Here is a 16,521-nt window from a genome sequence, read left to right as displayed (position 1 = left end):
TGTCAGCGTCAAACTTTGGAATATTTAAGGCAACAGTAACAAGGAGCCTAGACCGAGAAACACAAAAAAACCAATCACATCGGTGATGGTGGTGAGAATAACCGAGCCGGATAATGCCGGGTCAATTTTGACTTTTTCCAGCAGCACCGGGATAACCACCCCGGAAGCTGCCGCCACCAGAATATTAATCACAATGGCCAGGCCAATCACAGTGCCGATGATCAGATCGTTAAACCAGAAGTAAGTAACAACGGCAATCACTGCCGCCCACAACACGCCGTTGATCAAGCCCACCCCCAGCTCCTTTCGCAGCAAAGTCCAGTAGGTTTTGGGAGTGATTTGCCCCAGAGCTAAACCGCGAATTATCAAGGTCAAGGTTTGGCTGCCGGCAATGCCACCCATACTGGCGACAATCGGCATCAGCACCGCCAATGCGACCACCTGTTGCAAGGTTGCTTCAAACAGACCGATGGTCCATGATGCCAGAAAAGCGGTCAGCAAATTAATACCCAGCCATACGGCACGGCGCTTGGCGCTGTTCATTACCGGGGCGAACAAATCTTCGGTTTCATCTAAACCGGCAGTGTGCATAAACTGGCTTTCGAGGCTGCGCCGGACGTTTTCCAGCGCTTCACCAATGGATAACCGGCCGAGCAACTTGCCTTCCTCATCAATCACCGCTAAAGCGGTATAACCGGAGCGTGCCACGATGTCGGAGCCTTGGTCCAAGTCCATTTCACCGTCGACAACCGGCGCTTCGTCATCAATAAATTCCACGATTGGCAAATGACTGGGCTGACCGAGCAAACTAATGCTCAATAACATGCCGACATAACGACCGGTGCGGTCCACCACCATCAGCGCGTCATGGTATTCCGCGTCTTCATTTAGTTTTTTAAATAACCGAATGGCATCACGGATTTTGGCGTTATTGCGAATGGTTAATACATCGTGGTCAGCGTAACGACCACATTGTTCGTCGGTGTATGCAAGAGCGGTGGCCAGCCATTCTTTATCGGTGGCGTCCAGTTTAGAGCAGGCTTCCTGATAAACCGCTGCCGGCAATTCATCAAGCATTTCAATCAGATCGTCAACGTCCATCCGGTCGACCAACACGGACAGTTCAGGCGCTTCTAATTGTTTAAAGATGTTTTCACGCGCATCGTCGCGCATATAAGACAGAGCATGAATTTGCTCATCGGGGTGCAGGCTTTGCCAGGTGCTGATCCGCTGCTCCAGCGGCATCGCTTCAAGCGCAACTGCAATTTCTTCTGGTTCCAGCTGGCTGAGTTTGACGCCAAGCTGTTCAACTTCCTGCTCATCGAAGCTGTCGCGAACAATTTCTTTGATATCAAGTAGTTGAGTGTCAGCCATCGCTGCGTCCTTACACCAGAACTTAACACCAGTTTGGCAGATTGCCGCTGGTGAAACCGGTTATTTTAAAAGTTGGCGATAATACCGCAGCTGCGCGTCAGTTTTATAGTCAATTCAAAGACATTTCCAATCTTTTTTCGCTGATTGACCGAGTTGGCTGGTGACTGTTAAAAATTGTCACCACCAGCGTTTGATTTTAAAGCCCAGCAGCATCGCCAGTGCCAGAACGGTCATGACAGCGATTGTCCAGTAATACCCGGTTTCCAGATGAAGTTCCGGCATATTGTCAAAGTTCATTCCGTACATGCCGACGATAAAGGTTAGTGGAATAAACACCGTCGATACCATGGTGAGGAGTTTCATCCGTTCGTTAATTTGGTGCGATGATGTCGACATATAACCGCTAACCAAATCGCCGAGCTGGTCGTAGTACATTTGCGTCATGCTGAGCAGACGTTCGAATTTTTCGTAAAAGTCACGCAGTTCAACCGGTTGAAACAGGCTTTTCAGCAGGTGTTCGCTTTCCAGATCCAACAAATCGGCAAACATTTCTTTTTGATAAGCGAGGTTACGGTCCAACTTTCGAAACACTGAACGATATCGCATAATTTGCGCCATTTTCTGGTCGTCACCATGGTTAAGCATGGCGTCTTCAAATTCGGACAGTTCATCTTCAAAATTGATCAGTTTTTCCAGATAGCTGGCAGAAACGGCATGAATATAATGTTTTACCCAATCCTTAATCGGCATTGCTGGCTGCTGCAAATCAAAAGTAGGCAGGGCGTAGGCATATTCCTGCTCCGGCAACTGGCATTTGTAGAGCAGCACCTGATTGGAGAACAGCAGGCTGAGCTGGGCATGGCCCGGATAATCCTTAAAATCTTTGCCGGCATAAGCGCGCAAAATCATCAGCGTAAAGCCATTGGAACTTTCCAGCTTTGGCGGGTGGCGTTCGCGCAGGAAGTCTTCGGCTATTTCCGGATGAATATTAAATTTCGCCAGTAACTGTTGCTGTTCGTCTGTGCTGGCATTGGACAAATTCAGCCACAGCCGCTGATCGCCGTGCAGTGGTAACGACAACAGCTTGATATCACCGTTTTGCCAGGTTTCGGTTTCCGGGTTGTACAGATGAAGCACAATCATCTTATTTTCCAATACGTTGTTTTGCCGAGCATACGCAATTGTTTCACAGGCTGGCAAGCAACATCAATGGCTAATGTTCCGGCCAGGCTGTGTCATTACTGCAGTTCTCGACCTGTAGCACCTGTTGTTGCAAATTATTTGGTTGGTTATTTGGCCGGGTATTTGGCAGAAAGACCTGATTGTAAGGGGAGGCGGCATAACTTAGCTGATCAAGAGGGCAAGCGGCACTTTGACCCGGGCCTACGACCAGTTTGCTGCCAACCTTCACCTGGCAGACGCTGATCCGGGTAAGCGGATTCCATTTCGGACAAATAGCGTAGTCAATCCGGTATTGTGCGCGGGTGCTGGCAGGCCTGGTAAAAGTCCACCAGGAGCCAAATTGAGAGTTTGGATCGGCGTGGTTCCACCCGCGGTAAACCAGAACTGGCTGGGTGGCCACAAACACTTTGCCTTTGCACAGTCGGCCCTGCATTGGCTTGCCTATGGCTGCTTGTAATAACTCTGGATCGTCAATGGCAATTAAACCACTGGGCACAGGTTGAATGTCGCCGATGCACGCTGTTGCGTCAATTGTGCTCGTTGAGCCAGCTGTGATCGTTGTGTCAGCTGTTACAGCTTGGTGCGGTGACGTACTGCAGCCAGTGAGCAACCCAACAGTAACTATCAATCCACATAGAAAATGAAAGCGATGCCGCGCTGGTTGTCGATATTCAGTCATCGGCGCCCAGTGTTTATCCTGCTTCAGCATTTGCATGTCTGCATCCTACAAGCGCCAATGCATCAGAATGTAGTTGTTGAACAAGCAGTATGCCAGTTTGCGCAAACGTAAAAGGTCACCGTACGGAGCTACTATGATCTAAATGGCTTTACAGGCCGCCTAAATATTGAACAATTCAACGACCCTGCTACATTCTATTCTCTGTGATCTCAGTTCTAATTATGATTCAGAAAACTTTATGCTGCACGAAGTGAAAAGGAGATTCCCATGGCAATATTTACGGCTGATTTACTCAAAACCTTGCTTCCAAAATGCAAAAATCCTGACAGTTGGGTGGCACCTCTCAATGAGATTTGCCCCAAGTACGGTATTAACTCTAGTGATCGTTTAGCCTGTTTTCTAGCTCAAGTGGCATATGAATCTGGTTCATTTAACATTTTGACTGAAAATCTAAGTTTCAGTGCCAAACGATTAATGGAGGTGTGGCCAAAACGCTTTCCGACATTGGACTTTGCAATGCAATATGCTGGGAATCCCGAAAAACTGGCGAATTATGTCTATGCAAATCGGATTGGGAACGGTGATATCGTTTCAGGAGACGGTTATAAGTATCGTGGGCGAGGTCTTATTCAACTAACCGGACGTTCCAATTACAAGCGCGCAGGAGAACACCTAAATTTACCTCTATTAAATAAGCCTGATTTGTTAGTGGAGCCACACAATTCATTGCTTTCCGCTGCATGGTTCTGGTCTTCTTTGGGACTCAATGAGTTGGCTGATGACAAGACGGATGATGATGATCTAGAAGATTTCACGCTCATCACAAAAAGAATCAATGGCGGACTGAATGGATTAAAAGACCGCTTAAAGCTTGCAATCGAAATTCGGTCAAAACTATAAAGCTTTAATCGGCTCACTCGACTGCTTGTATCGGCGAAGCGGTGTTTTGTTGTGTCAATTTGATACTCTCTCACATCAATATCAGCCTTTGCGTGCACTTGTCGTCTTGATGGTCAGGAGTGGCTAAAAAAGCATACTGCAAGATGCAGGGTCAGGTCTTGTGCAAGACCTGACCCCGGGTTCCTATAAAGCAATCACACTGAAGGTGTAGTTGCTGTTACGGACACGAGCAATCTGCGCAGACCTTGGCTTTAGCGTTATGCCATCCTGACATGAAATACGTGAATCTTTAAGATCTGCTGCAAAAATGTTTATGCAAATATTTGGCGATGAAACGATGGGTGGCCTGAAATTATCAGAGGAGATGGTTCCCTACTTGTTTGAATTATTGGGAACCATCCGTTTTAAAAGCGGGCAATCATGCCAACAAAAGCACCTTTAAATTCAAGATCGGTAGATAAACTGTTTAAATTTTCGAATTCCATTTTCACCACTCGATAACCTAAGTTCACATGAAAATCCGCCATTTTGTTTCTCATCAGATTGTAACTTAAGCCAACTTGATAGTCAGAAAATGTATGGTCATCTATTAATAAAAAGTCAGCTTGGGCAAATACACTTAAACTAGTTAACGGCAAGCTCATGTTGGTGGCAACGTACAACATAGGCTTAATTTCGTCAGTTTTTATTTTACCGCTGGAAATAGCAGTATTTTCTTCGTCTGGACAAGGACTGTCAGGAGAAGGATTAGGATCATCACAATTGTCAACAGAACTTTTTGCAGCCCCGGTAACGGTAACGCCACCATTCAAATCTCTAGCGGTTAATCCCAACTCAAATGAAAATCTTTCATTATCAAACAAATCATAATAGAAGGTGTAATCGACATAACTGACGTTAAAACTGGCATCAACTTTATCACCAATAGGAAAGGTCTGATCGTCGAAGCCAACCTCTTGCGTTAAAGTAGTTTTACCTGAGGTATCCAGTTGGGTATTCGAAATGCGTATATTAGGAAGAAAAGAAATAGGGTGCTTAATATCAATAAAGGCGTTAATTTGCTGTTCTTTTTTTAAATTAAAATCAATGAGCGTATTTTCTTCACCAAAAATACCACTTGGTTCACTTTGCCAGATTTGGACGCCCAGATATAAACCAACATAATCACTTGATTTTGGCGTATAAGTGAATTGTGCAGTGGCTGGGGCGGTAAAAGTAAAAAGTGCTGCAAGAGTTGCAGCAAAAGCTGTTTTTATCATCTGTTACTATCCTTGTTTACGAATCAGGGCGAGAACGTAAGCGTTCTTTTTTTGTTCAGATTGCTTAACAACCGGTCTCGCTGATGTAAAAGACGAAGTTAAATATGCCAGCGCCGTTCACAAAACTTTCAAACATCGGGTTGAAATCGTTTAAAAAACGTTGGTGATCTTGCCCTGGGCAAAGAACTCGCAAGACGCAAATTCTATTGCCTTCGTTCATGAATTTTTCTTAAAAGAAGTTAACCTTTAACTCACGTTAATTCAACCGATTCCGTACATATTAACCAACATAGGTAAGTGCTGGAACCTGATACATGCCAATTTCTTTTGGCAGCATTTCAGTGTACAACCCCTGGTCTTCGACATAGGCAGTATAACCACCAAATTTACGGAACTTCGGCACATTTTCCAGTACCTGGGCGATGGCGATTTGAACACCAAAAGGGTCAGGTCTTTTTGCACCATCGATATGATTATTCATTCGAAGAATGCAATAAACGAAAAGCAGTAATTCATTCGCAAATAGAGACTTCGTCAGACTCAAGCCGATGGTAGCTGTATAAAAATACCCCGTACATTGATGGATTTAAGAGTTCCGAAGATGGCGTTGTGCATCAGTTAAATAGCTAGTGTCTAAAGCAAATCGAACGGTTTTCGATCCAATAGACAGTCGATAAACGCACCGAGCACGGCCGGTCGATGTTGTCGGCTTGGATAGTAGAGGAAGAGTCCCGGACGAGAAATTGTCCAGTCCGCAAGAACCTGGACTAGCTTGCCTTGCGCCAACAGTTCAGCCACGCCGTCTCGTTCAAAGTGATAGGCGATGCCAAGTCCGCTGACCGCCGCGGCAACCCCGATGTCAGCATGATTGGTCACGACTGAGCCTTCCACCGCGATTTCCAGTCGTTGTCCTTGTTTATTAAACTCCCAGCGGTAGTAACTGCCGTCCATTTGGAGCCGCCAATTAATGCATGCATGATGATGTAACTCGTCAGGCGTCTTCGGTGTTCCGCGGCGAGCGAGGTAGTCCGGGGATGCGACAGCAACCATCTTGAGATCTGGCGTCAGACGCACGGCAACCATGTCTTTTTCCAGCTTGCCACCGACGCGGATGCCCGCATCAAAGCGGCCAGCGACTATATCGGCTAGTGCGTCGTCGACGACGATGTCGAGCACCACCTCTGGGTATACTTGACGAAACTTCGCAAGCCTTGGCGCAATGACAGTTCTCGCAGCGATCCCCAGCGTGTTGATGCGAAGTGTGCCGCTGATCTGTCCTGTTGCCTCACTGACTTGTGCGACAGCATCTGTGATCTCCCGAAACAAAGGCGCTATGCGCATATAGAGCAGTTCGCCACTTGCCGATGGTGCAACACTGCGAGTCGTGCGGTTTAACAGACGGGCGCCGATACGGCCTTCCAACTGTCGAATAGTCTGGCTGAGAGCGGAAGGCGACAGGCCAAGATGTTCTGCCGCCCGGGCAAAACTTTGACGCTCGACGACTGCGACAAAGGCCTTGAGCTCAGCAAAGTCTGATCCACGCATTATGCACTCCTTTCTTCATAGCCCATGCTAATTCTATGGTATTCACTAATCTAACGCCAGCGCGCATGCTGTGAACCATCCCAACCAAGGAGTTCACTATGTCAGCTTTCACTCTGCCCGAACCAATTGCCGCTTATTTCGAGGCGGACACTCAAGGTCCCGACGATGTCGCTCGTTGTTTTACAGCACAGGGTATCGTCAAGGATAACGGCCAGACTCATACCGGTCGCGACGCGATTAAGGCGTGGAAGACCGAGTCGTCGACGCTGTACACCTATACCAACGATCCCTTTTCGTTGGCACTGGTTGACGGTGTCCATGTCGTTTGTAGCCACACGGTCGGCACTTTTCCTGGAAGTCCGATCGACCTGAAATTGCACTTCCGCCTTGAACGCGGCCTTATCGTTAGCCTGGAGATCACATTATGAGCTTCGACCTTCATCTGAATGGCCTGCGGGCAGTCGTTACCGGCGGCACGCTGGGCCTTGGCGCTGCAGTGGTGAAAACGCTGCTGGATGCCGGTGCCCGGGTGGCAACATCCGCCCGTACTTTGCCAGAACAGCCGGTAACGGGGGTAACCTACGTCGCTGCCGACCTGTCGACGGCACCAGGTGTGAGTCATTTTGCAGAGACCATGCTGCAGGATTGGGGCGGTGTCGACATCGTGATTAATGTACTGGGTGGCTCAAAGACACCTGGTGGTGGTTTCGCTGCGATTAGCGATGAGCACTGGTTCGCCGAGTTAAAGCTAAACCTGATGCCTGCTGTACGCTTAGATCGCGCACTTCTGCCATCGATGCTGGCTCAAGGCTCCGGTGTCATCATCCACGTGAGCTCGATCCAGCGGGTGCTGCCACTGCCCGAATCCACAACCGCCTACGCCGCGGCCAAGGCGGCGCTCACGACATACAGCAAGTCGTTGGCAAGAGAAGTAACGCCAAAGGGCGTTCGGGTGCTGAGCGTTGCTCCGGGGTGGATTGAAACCGAGGCTTCCGTCGAATTCGCAAAGCGGACGGCTGCCGAGGCCGGAACAGACTACGAGGGGGGCAAGAAACTGATCATGGATTGGCTGGGCGGCATCCCGGTCGGCCGACCAGCCAAGCCAAATGAGGTTGCCGATTTAATCGCTTTTCTGGCATCCCCACGATCCGCTTCTATCGCTGGTGCGGAGTATAGGATTGACGGCGGCACTGTTCCCACGTTGTAGCCGTTTACCTACCACCGCTTTCGGCTATTTGAGCGCAGGCACCAAAAGGGTCAGGTCGTGCGTTTTGCTGTCCAACTAGAATAGGCAAAAATAAGACCTGGCCCTCAGCGTTCAATAAATACGCTGTGCTCGAAGCCGTTTGCGCATTACAAGTAGGATCATTTATCCAATGACTGGTATGAGCGAATTGCAGCTGTTGAGATCAGCCGCTCTTGAAAGAACGAATCTCTGCTTTGCTTTAATGGCGGACATTATTAGTCGTCTTCCTTTTCTAACAACGTTAGACCGCAGACTTAACTTCTGGAAATTTGATCTATAACTTTGTCTCATGTGCAAATTCATTCTTCAATGCATGGAAGCTATCCGGCGTGCGTAACTGACGCATTGCAAAAAATTGAATACTAATGACCTGCTAATATCTGCACTTGATTTCGCCCACGATGTTTTGCCTGATAAAGCACCTCATCTGCAGCTTTCATCATCGCTTCAGCGTCTGAATAGTTAGCAGAGCTACAGACGATACCAGCAGAAAATGTGCATGAAAAATGTTGTGGGCCAGCGCTAAAGTGAATTTCTCTAAAGGAATCTAAAATGCTATCGAGCAGCAATTTTGCATCTGCAGCACTGCACTTTGGCAATACGACTAAAAACTCCTCCCCACCATATCGACCGGCACGATCGCTGCGCCGAAGCCTTTTACGTAACAGTGTTGCGATGGTACTGATGACTATGTCACCCGTAGCATGTCCATAACTGTCATTCACGTTTTTAAAGTGGTCTAAATCAACCATTGCGACGCAGAAATGCTCACCACTGCGGCTCATCCGGTCAAATTCACTGAGTACTGCATCCTTAATAGCACCGTGCTTTACCAAGCCTGTTAGGCTGTCGCGCTCAATCAAAGATTTAATTTCTCGATTGCGTGCCAACCTTAACTTAACTGAGGTCACCAGATTCTCATTAGATATCGGTTTGGTTATAAAGTCGTCTGCACCAAAGGACAATGCTTGTAGCTGCTGGCGAATATCGTGTTCTGCTGATAAAAATGTGACATGCAGGCTACTTAGCGAATCATATTGTCTAATCACACCTGAAATTTCAGCACCAGAAAATGCTGGCATATGCATGTCCAGTAACAAAACATCTGGTTTAAATGTTAACAGTGAAGCAATCACCTCATCAGGATCTCGAATGACCTGAACCTCAAATCCAGCCGATTTCAGCACCCAACCATAATGTTCGGCTAGCAACAGATCATCATCCAAAATGCTTACTTTTTTATCCGAATAAGTACTTTCATCAAATAACTTGCTGATCCGTTGCAGCATACTTGGAATATCAAGTGGCGACACAAAACACCCCTGTGCTTTGTGTCTGACCGCTTCTATCCGAAGTTCAAAACTGTCTTCAGTGGAAAAAACCATCAGCGAGGATTGTTTTTCATTTACCGTTTGCAGTAATTCATACTGGGCGAATAAGACTTCGTTACCCAGAGCCACAGCACAAAACAATAAAGCTGGCGAGCGCTTGCGAAGCTCAATGATACATTCTTGATAGGTGACAAAAGTCCGGACTTCGAAACCAAAAGCATGGAGTTGGGCGCTTAATTCATCTCTTAAGGTTGAAGGTTCAAGTAACAGCCAGACATCCTGTCGTGATTCTGAAAGCGAAAATTGGTTTTTTAACTCAAAATCAGGCTCTAAAGAACCCTTTTCAACCTCTGTGACAAAAACCCGAATAGCTTCAGTCAACTTTTGCACAATCATTAGATCAGGTGCCGTTTGGCGGCTTAAATCTAGAGCATTCACCTCAATTTGCCGGGCAAGCAAGCCTAAATGCGGTAACTGGAATGTGCCACAAGACCCTGCCAGTTGGTGTGCCAGGCTAATAATTTCTTGGATTAAAGTAAAATCGCCTTGCTCAAGTCGCAGTACCATCTCAGAAAAATGGGTTGCTTTTAACCGTAAAGTTGACCAAAAGCTTGTCTGTAGAGAAGCCATTGCCTGTTGAATTTCTTCAAGAGTTTTCTTCGTTGGCAAAAGGTGTACTCCTGATATTTTGCGCGAGAGAACATTAGTTTACTTAGCGATCGGAAGCCTTAAATAGAATCGCGCTCCTGCGCCTGCGCCTGAATGAAAGCCAATAGACCCCTGCATTGCCTCAACAAGCTCTTTACACAAAGCCAAGCCCAAACCGGTTCCGCCTTTCATTTTGGCGCTGCTGGCATCTGCTTGTGAAAATCTCTGAAAAATCTTGTGCTGGAAATCTTCGGGTATACCTGGACCCTGATCCTGAATTGCAATCTCTATTTCATCACCAACATGCATGGCAGACAACACCACTTTACCACCAGAGGGGGAAAACTTGACCGCATTCGAAAGCAAGTTCGTTAAGATTTGCATCAGCCGGTGTTCATCCACTTGCAGTTGGTAACAATCAAGCTGCGGTTCAAGATCAAGCACTAACCTAATTTTTAGCTGATCAGCATAAGGCTGATGATCGTTCATTGCTCTTTTCAGTACCGGTGAAATACAAACTTGTTTCATTTCGAATAACATTTTACCGGCGACAAGTTTTTCAATATCAAGTAAATCATTGATCAGCCGACTAAGCTGCTGACAATTACTGCTGGCAATTCCAATTAGTTTTTCGGCTTTTGGCGGAAGCTGAACTAAATTGCCTGCCTGCAACAAATTTAGAGCACCATAAATGGATGTTAGCGGGGTGCGTAACTCATGACTAACAGTCGAGATAAATTCATCTTTGACTTGCTGCAATTTCATCCTTTCGGTGATGTCTTGCACTGAACCTATCAACATCAAGTCGGGGTTTTCATCTTCAGGCACTAACTGAGCGAGTTCATGTACCCAACGCACTTCTCCGTCAGGGCGAATAATACGGTGAACGACATTATGAATACCGGTTAGCTTTGCTTGCTGCTCGCTTTGTTCCACTTTAGCCACGTCATCCGGATGGACCGTGCTTTTAAATAAAGCAACGCTCGGCACAATTTCATCTGATTCAAAACCAAAGATCTGGTAGATCATAGGTGACCACCATAACGAACCGTGTTTCAGTGAGGCCTGCCAATAACCTATTTTGGCTTGTTCGCTTGCTAAATCAAGACACTGCTGTGCCACTTTTAATTGTTGGTTGAGTGATTCCAATTGCAGGTAATATTCTTTTTTTTGGGTGATATCTTCAATATAACCGTGCCATAAAGTACTGCCATCCGGTAGAAGTTCGGGCGTCGCTTTGCCCGATAACCACTTTAAACTTTGATCGTTTTTAAATACCCGATATTCGTGTTGCCATATTTTTTGCTGTTGGCGCGAATCATCAATACTCTGGGCTACTGCAGCTAAATCTTCAGGATAAATCTTTGAAAATGCAATTGAGGCATCGGTCCTGACATCTTCCGACTTTACACCATAAATTTGTTCGATACCTGCACTGGCATAAGGAAAAGCAGTTTGTCCATCTGGCCACAACTGAAACTGGTAAACTACACCGGGCAATTGCTGAGTTAGTTTAACCAGTTGCTCTTGTAATTTTTGTTCATTACTGACATCCAAAATAAAACCATCAAGATAAAGCACTTGCCCGCGCTCATCAAACTCAGCGGCGCCGCGTTCTTCCGCCCAGCGCACAGAACCATTGGCGTGCAAAATACGATACCTAAGAACCCAAGGCGTTTGATTCGTGATGGCTTCAGCCACTTCCTGTTCTACCGAGGAGCAATCATCAGGGTGGATAACGCTGGCATAACTTCGTACCGCATTATCAATAAAATCACTTGCCGGATAACCAGAGATAAAATCAATATGCCCACTCATAAAAAGCATGGTCCAATGCTCGTCTGCCTTGCAGCGGTAAGTAATACCAGGAATATTAGCGACCAATGTTTTGAATTGATCTCTACTTTGCAACAATGCCATTTCACTCTGCTTTTGTTCGGTAATGTCTGCATGAGTGCCATACATCATCAAAGGTTTACCATCATCGGTCCAAGACACGACCCGTCCCCGATCGTGGACCCAGACATAATGCCCGTCTTTATGTTTCATCCGGCATTTAAAGTCATAAAATGGACTATGGCCCGCAAAGTGCGCCTGCAAGAGTTGCCCTGATTCGTCTAAATCAGCCGGGTGAGCCAACTTCAACCAGGTTTCAATGGAAATAGGAGCTAGTTCTTCAAGTGTATAACCAACGATTTCTGCCCAGCGCTGATTAAAAATGGTATCACCCGTTTGCACGTTCCACTGCCAGGTGCCAATGCGAGTGCCCTCGAGCACAGACCGGTACATTTGCTCGCTGGCTGCAAGTTGCTGATGAGCCTGTTCTTGCAACCGATCTTCAATTTCCTGCTCTACTGTTTTGGCAAATCCGGTCGCAATTTCTCGCTCTTTGCTGGAAAAAAGCCGGGGGGTGGAGTCGATAAAACACAAGGTACCAATCCGCAGCCCACTTCGCGTTAATGGGACTCCGGCATAAAAGCGAATAAATGGCGCATGGATGACCAGCGGATTATCCGAAAAGCGGACATCTAAGCTCGCATCCGGTACTTCAAATATATGCTCGTTGAGAATGGCATGTCCGCAGAAGGAAATATCCCGCCCCGTCTCACATGCATCGATACCCTGTTTTGATTTAAACCACTGCCGCTCAGAATCCACCAGAGATATCAACACAATCTCAGTGCCCAATGCCAGTTTTGCTAAATGAGTTAGTCGGTCAAAGCGCTGCTCTGGCTCAGTATCTAATAAACCCGTGAGTTGGAGCGCTGATAACCGTTCTTGTTCATTCAAAGGCAAAGCAGGAGTTTGCATCTATTAATCCTGAGCAATCGCTACTGAGGACGCGATAAAACGCTGATAAATGGCCTCTAAATCGTCTCCAAGCGACGTCGCTTCAAATGGCTTTTCTATAACCGCAACGGCGCCGGCATCAAAATATTGTTGCTTTTCAGCCTGTTGAATACGAGCGGTCATAAACACCACTGGAATGTTGTGACAATTCGGATTCTCACGAATTTTAACCAGTGTTTGCAACCCATCCATACCTGGCATCATCGCATCCATTAAAATTAAATCCGGCTCAAACTGTTCTACTTGTGCTACCGCATCAGCACCATTCTCACAAGCGAGTAAAGTAAATCCCGACAAATCAACCAACGCCATTTCGACAATCATCCTAATGGATTCATCATCTTCGACATGTAACACTTTATCTAACTGCATGAAGACTCCGGCTTGTGGTTATTTCACACCTAATATCTGACTAATTTGCTCAACTAATGCTGATGGCTCCACTTTAGTTTTACCAAACACCGCTGTCGCCTGATTTTTTTGATTGACACTGACATCTTGCGCTGAAAAAACAATGACCGGGACTTTGGCATGATACAACTGTAAATCTGGTATCAACTGCCAACCATTGCCATCCGGTAATCCAATATCTAATAACACTAAATCATAGCGGTTGCTTCTGAGTTTAGCTCTGGCCTCAGCCAAATTGCCGGCGTGGTGGTAATGAAACTTACATTCAAGCTGCATTTGCATAATGGATACGATGTCATCATCATCTTCCACATGTAATATCCGGGCTGATGTCAGTCGTGTACCGCTTTGCGATAGCAAGTATTCAATTTTTGTACTCAGTAAATCCGTGTTCACCGGTTTCTCTAACCAATCAACGGTATGCGCAATGGCATTCAGCAGCAATTTGCCTTGCTCGATAAATGCGGATACAACTAATACAGGCAATTTTGAAAAATCTGCTGTATCTCTTAATTTTAAAAAGAATTCGCCGCCACTTTCACCATTTAAATTGAGATCAAGCGTGACCAAATCGTACTGCCGTTGCTGCAATAACAACCACGCTTGCTTCACTTCATGGGCAACATCAGCATCATAACCACTGGCTTGCAGTAATTCTTTGAGAGTAAAAGCGGTATCAGCATCATCCTCAACCACCAAAATGCGCTTTTTCTGCACTGGTAAAACCGGTTTTTCCGCCAATGGCAATTCAATCCAGAAGGTGCTGCCTACGCCTGGCTCCGATTCAACGCCAATTTGTCCACCGCTTTGCACCATGATTTCACGGCTGATGGCAAGCCCTAGGCCTGAACCCGGTTGCTCCTTGTTGCTGGAATTATCCAATTGCGAAAAGCGTTCAAATAATTTCGAAATTTGTTCAGCCGTTAAACCGCGACCTTGGTCGGTGACGGCGATTCGAATAACATGCGGTTTTAATTGACTATGAATGAGCACATCTGAATCCGCAGGTGAAAATTTCGCAGCATTAGAAATCAGATTCGCCAGCACTTGCTGGATGCGGTCTGCGTCGATGTAGAGACGGACATCCTGTATTTTCCCTAACCGCAAGCTGACTTTATACAGCTCGGCGAAGGGGAAATTGTTCTCTATCGCGTTTTGCATTAACGCTTGACTGCTAACAAACTCCGGCTTAAACGCAAGTTTGCCTTGGGAAAGTTTTTCCATATCTAGCAAATCATTCACCAACGCAATCAATCGTTTATTGTTTTTAACAGCGATACCAAGCAGTTTTTGTGCTTTGGGTGGCAATTCGCCAGCAGCACCACTGAGTAGTAAATCTAAAGAGCCGTTCACTGAGGTTAAAGGGGTGCGTAGTTCATGACTAACTGTTGAAATAAAGTCTGTTTTCAACCGTTCCAATTTCATATTTTCACGTCGATCGGTAATGATGGACCAAATCATTGGCTCACCGGACGGACTGATAAATTTCACGCCCCGTAATTCGATATCGATTAGTTCACCATTTTTATGCCGGTATTGCTTGCGAAAAGGCCCATATCGTCCCGTTTCGTTGAGTTGGCGAAGCTGCTCTTTTTCTTGCTGTTCATATATTTGCGGCGTCAGGTCAAAGTAACTAAGCTGCTTTAGCTCATCAAAGGTATACCCTGTTAATTCAGTCATAGCCGGATTCGCATCCAGATAGACACCATCCGAAAGTCGGTTTAATAAAATTGAGTCAGGTGACAATTCAAACAAAGCATTCAGTTTCTGCTGTGACCACAACAAGTCTTTTTGCTGCTCAGCCATGGTCGCAGCGGTACTTTCTTGCAGCTTTTTACTGATGAAGTAGACCAAGAGAACGCCGACGACCAGCGTGATAAACCAAATGAGATTAATCATCAAATCAGTCTGAGTTTTCTCCTGGTACATCTGCGTGACATCTTGCCAACTGGCAAGGACAACATCGGCATTTAGGGCAGTTGAGCCAAATTGGTACCAAGGCATCAAAGTCAGTAATAATTGTTTTGAGTCACTTTTGATGAACAAAAACGTTGGTTTATCGATTTTTTCCGGGATTTGCGAAAGAATTTTTGTTTGGTTTAAAAAATCTTGATCGGTGACCCAAGCAGCATCGCTGTTGACTATAAACTGGTCACGAACTTTTCCATCAAGAACCTCAAGCACTGTTTTGTTAAAAATAAACGCAACACCAGCCGAGTAGTTAACAGTCGGTAACTGCTCACCCTGATTCAACGTTAAGATACCCGTCAATCCATACCCAACTTCGACGGCTGCTATTACCTCGCCAGATACAATCAATGGCACCACAGCTCTCAATCCAAGACCATTACGACCCACTTCTAGTCCACTATTCGGTTGTGCCGAATGAAACACATCCATTACTAAAGGACGAACTTCTGCCAGAATATCACTATGAAAATCAGGACGATGTGCACGATAAAGTGTAAACGCATTTGGTGCTAAGTGAAAATGCAGCTGCTTGACGCCACGTTGTTGTAAGTATGTCCAATAGGGATGAGCAATTTGATGCAGTTGCGTGCGGATTGGCAACAGTGCGTCTTCGGCGCCTCCATTCTTCCGGGCTTGGGCTGCATCTACTAACAACTGAACGAAGTTTTGATTTTCTTTGACAAGGTGGGCGGTTAGTAACGCCTGCTGAGTTAACTCGGTTTGAACCCGCTCCATAGCGCGAAGGTCTTTATAATGGTTGTTGTCAAATCGGCTTTCAAATTGATCATTACGTAACACATTCGTTACTATTGCCGCCAGCGCAATCATCATGGCAAACAACAAACAAATGAGTACAGTCCAAAATTGGGGGGAACGAAAACGAAATACATCCATGGACCACGACTCTCCGTTCTAAGCTAGCGCTGAATTTAACTTTTTATACTTAAAAAGTTAAATATGATTAAAGCACAGTTGTGGTTTTTCAGGTACACACTCAGTGAAATCAGCTATAAATTCTAATCTCCAACCTTGTTCTAACCTGAACCACTTTTGGGTGCATAAACTTGATAAAATAGCATCGAATAAAAATGCATATTTTTAGCTGTTAACCATTACCTTATATCA

13 protein-coding genes are annotated in these 16,521 nt (G+C 46.0%); 3 read left to right on the top strand and 10 right to left on the bottom strand.

Annotation, left to right across the window (positions count from 1 at the left end; translation table 11 throughout):
• Positions 1-24: 24 nt before the first annotated feature.
• The 3 genes from mgtE to A5320_RS14430 form a co-directional block, all read right to left on the bottom strand.
• Positions 25-1,374, bottom strand: a complete 1,350-nt coding sequence (gene mgtE, locus A5320_RS14440; protein WP_068066083.1) for a magnesium transporter — start codon at positions 1,372-1,374, stop codon at positions 25-27.
• Between the two features lie 177 nt (positions 1,375-1,551).
• Positions 1,552-2,517, bottom strand: coding sequence for a magnesium transporter CorA family protein (locus tag A5320_RS14435; protein WP_068066079.1), 966 nt, complete (start codon positions 2,515-2,517; stop codon positions 1,552-1,554).
• Between the two features lie 70 nt (positions 2,518-2,587).
• A complete protein-coding gene (locus tag A5320_RS14430) occupies positions 2,588-3,271 on the bottom strand; it encodes a hypothetical protein (protein ID WP_157605873.1) in 684 nt (227 codons plus the stop codon).
• 231 nt (positions 3,272-3,502) lie between these two features.
• Between A5320_RS14430 and A5320_RS14425 the strand changes: the two genes are divergently transcribed.
• Positions 3,503-4,135 carry a glycoside hydrolase family 19 protein gene (locus A5320_RS14425; protein WP_068066076.1) on the top strand — a complete coding sequence of 211 codons (633 nt, stop codon included), beginning with the start codon at positions 3,503-3,505 and terminating at the stop codon, positions 4,133-4,135.
• A 404-nt stretch (positions 4,136-4,539) separates the two neighbouring features.
• Here the strand turns inward: A5320_RS14425 and A5320_RS14420 are convergent, their stop codons facing one another.
• From A5320_RS14420 to A5320_RS14410, 3 genes are all read right to left on the bottom strand, one after another.
• Positions 4,540-5,394: a TIGR04219 family outer membrane beta-barrel protein gene (locus A5320_RS14420; protein ID WP_068066073.1), complete on the bottom strand. Its 855-nt coding sequence runs from the start codon at positions 5,392-5,394 to the stop codon at positions 4,540-4,542.
• Between the two features lie 280 nt (positions 5,395-5,674).
• Positions 5,675-5,875 carry a DUF885 family protein gene (locus tag A5320_RS14415; RefSeq protein WP_068066070.1) on the bottom strand — a complete coding sequence of 67 codons (201 nt, stop codon included), beginning with the start codon at positions 5,873-5,875 and terminating at the stop codon, positions 5,675-5,677.
• A 152-nt stretch (positions 5,876-6,027) separates the two neighbouring features.
• On the bottom strand, positions 6,028-6,939 hold the full coding sequence (locus tag A5320_RS14410; protein ID WP_068066068.1) for a LysR family transcriptional regulator: 912 nt from the start codon (positions 6,937-6,939) through the stop codon (positions 6,028-6,030).
• A 98-nt stretch (positions 6,940-7,037) separates the two neighbouring features.
• On the opposite strand from A5320_RS14410, the gene A5320_RS14405 reads away from it, so the two are divergent.
• Positions 7,038-7,367, top strand: coding sequence for a nuclear transport factor 2 family protein (locus A5320_RS14405; protein WP_068066066.1), 330 nt, complete (start codon positions 7,038-7,040; stop codon positions 7,365-7,367).
• A complete protein-coding gene (locus A5320_RS14400; protein WP_068066063.1) occupies positions 7,364-8,146 on the top strand; it encodes an SDR family oxidoreductase in 783 nt (260 codons plus the stop codon). Before A5320_RS14405 ends, A5320_RS14400 begins: the two co-directional genes overlap by 4 nt.
• A 401-nt stretch (positions 8,147-8,547) precedes the next feature.
• Here A5320_RS14400 and A5320_RS14395 read toward each other — a convergent pair whose 3' ends face one another.
• Genes A5320_RS14395 through A5320_RS14380 form a run of 4 tightly spaced genes read right to left on the bottom strand, consistent with a single transcriptional unit; the run spans position 8,548 to position 16,290 of the window.
• Positions 8,548-10,185, bottom strand: a complete 1,638-nt coding sequence (locus A5320_RS14395) for a diguanylate cyclase (RefSeq protein ID WP_068066060.1) — start codon at positions 10,183-10,185, stop codon at positions 8,548-8,550.
• A gap of 39 nt (positions 10,186-10,224) precedes the next feature.
• Positions 10,225-12,975, bottom strand: a complete 2,751-nt coding sequence (locus tag A5320_RS14390; protein ID WP_068066057.1) for a PAS domain-containing protein — start codon at positions 12,973-12,975, stop codon at positions 10,225-10,227.
• Between the two features lie 3 nt (positions 12,976-12,978).
• Positions 12,979-13,386: a response regulator gene (locus A5320_RS14385; RefSeq protein ID WP_068066055.1), complete on the bottom strand. Its 408-nt coding sequence runs from the start codon at positions 13,384-13,386 to the stop codon at positions 12,979-12,981.
• An 18-nt stretch (positions 13,387-13,404) separates the two neighbouring features.
• A complete protein-coding gene (locus tag A5320_RS14380; RefSeq protein WP_068066052.1) occupies positions 13,405-16,290 on the bottom strand; it encodes a response regulator in 2,886 nt (961 codons plus the stop codon).
• Between the last annotated feature and the right edge of the window lie 231 nt (positions 16,291-16,521).

It is taken from the genome of Rheinheimera sp. SA_1 (assembly GCF_001669775.1).
Classification (GTDB): Bacteria; Pseudomonadota; Gammaproteobacteria; order Enterobacterales; family Alteromonadaceae; genus Pararheinheimera.
Note: the sequence above shows the minus strand (reverse complement) of the source record. Positions and strands in the feature narration are given on the sequence as shown.

Coding starts and splice junctions, on each gene's coding strand:
- mgtE (WP_068066083.1), bottom strand. CDS start 1,374: ATGGCTGACACTCAACTACTTGATATCAAAGAAATTGTTCGCGACAGC.
- A5320_RS14435 (WP_068066079.1), bottom strand. CDS start 2,517: ATGATTGTGCTTCATCTGTACAACCCGGAAACCGAAACCTGGCAAAAC.
- A5320_RS14430 (WP_157605873.1), bottom strand. CDS start 3,271: ATGCAAATGCTGAAGCAGGATAAACACTGGGCGCCGATGACTGAATAT.
- A5320_RS14425 (WP_068066076.1), top strand. CDS start 3,503: ATGGCAATATTTACGGCTGATTTACTCAAAACCTTGCTTCCAAAATGC.
- A5320_RS14420 (WP_068066073.1), bottom strand. CDS start 5,394: ATGATAAAAACAGCTTTTGCTGCAACTCTTGCAGCACTTTTTACTTTT.
- A5320_RS14415 (WP_068066070.1), bottom strand. CDS start 5,875: ATGAATAATCATATCGATGGTGCAAAAAGACCTGACCCTTTTGGTGTT.
- A5320_RS14410 (WP_068066068.1), bottom strand. CDS start 6,939: ATGCGTGGATCAGACTTTGCTGAGCTCAAGGCCTTTGTCGCAGTCGTC.
- A5320_RS14405 (WP_068066066.1), top strand. CDS start 7,038: ATGTCAGCTTTCACTCTGCCCGAACCAATTGCCGCTTATTTCGAGGCG.
- A5320_RS14400 (WP_068066063.1), top strand. CDS start 7,364: ATGAGCTTCGACCTTCATCTGAATGGCCTGCGGGCAGTCGTTACCGGC.
- A5320_RS14390 (WP_068066057.1), bottom strand. CDS start 12,975: ATGCAAACTCCTGCTTTGCCTTTGAATGAACAAGAACGGTTATCAGCG.
- A5320_RS14385 (WP_068066055.1), bottom strand. CDS start 13,386: ATGCAGTTAGATAAAGTGTTACATGTCGAAGATGATGAATCCATTAGG.
- A5320_RS14380 (WP_068066052.1), bottom strand. CDS start 16,290: ATGGATGTATTTCGTTTTCGTTCCCCCCAATTTTGGACTGTACTCATT.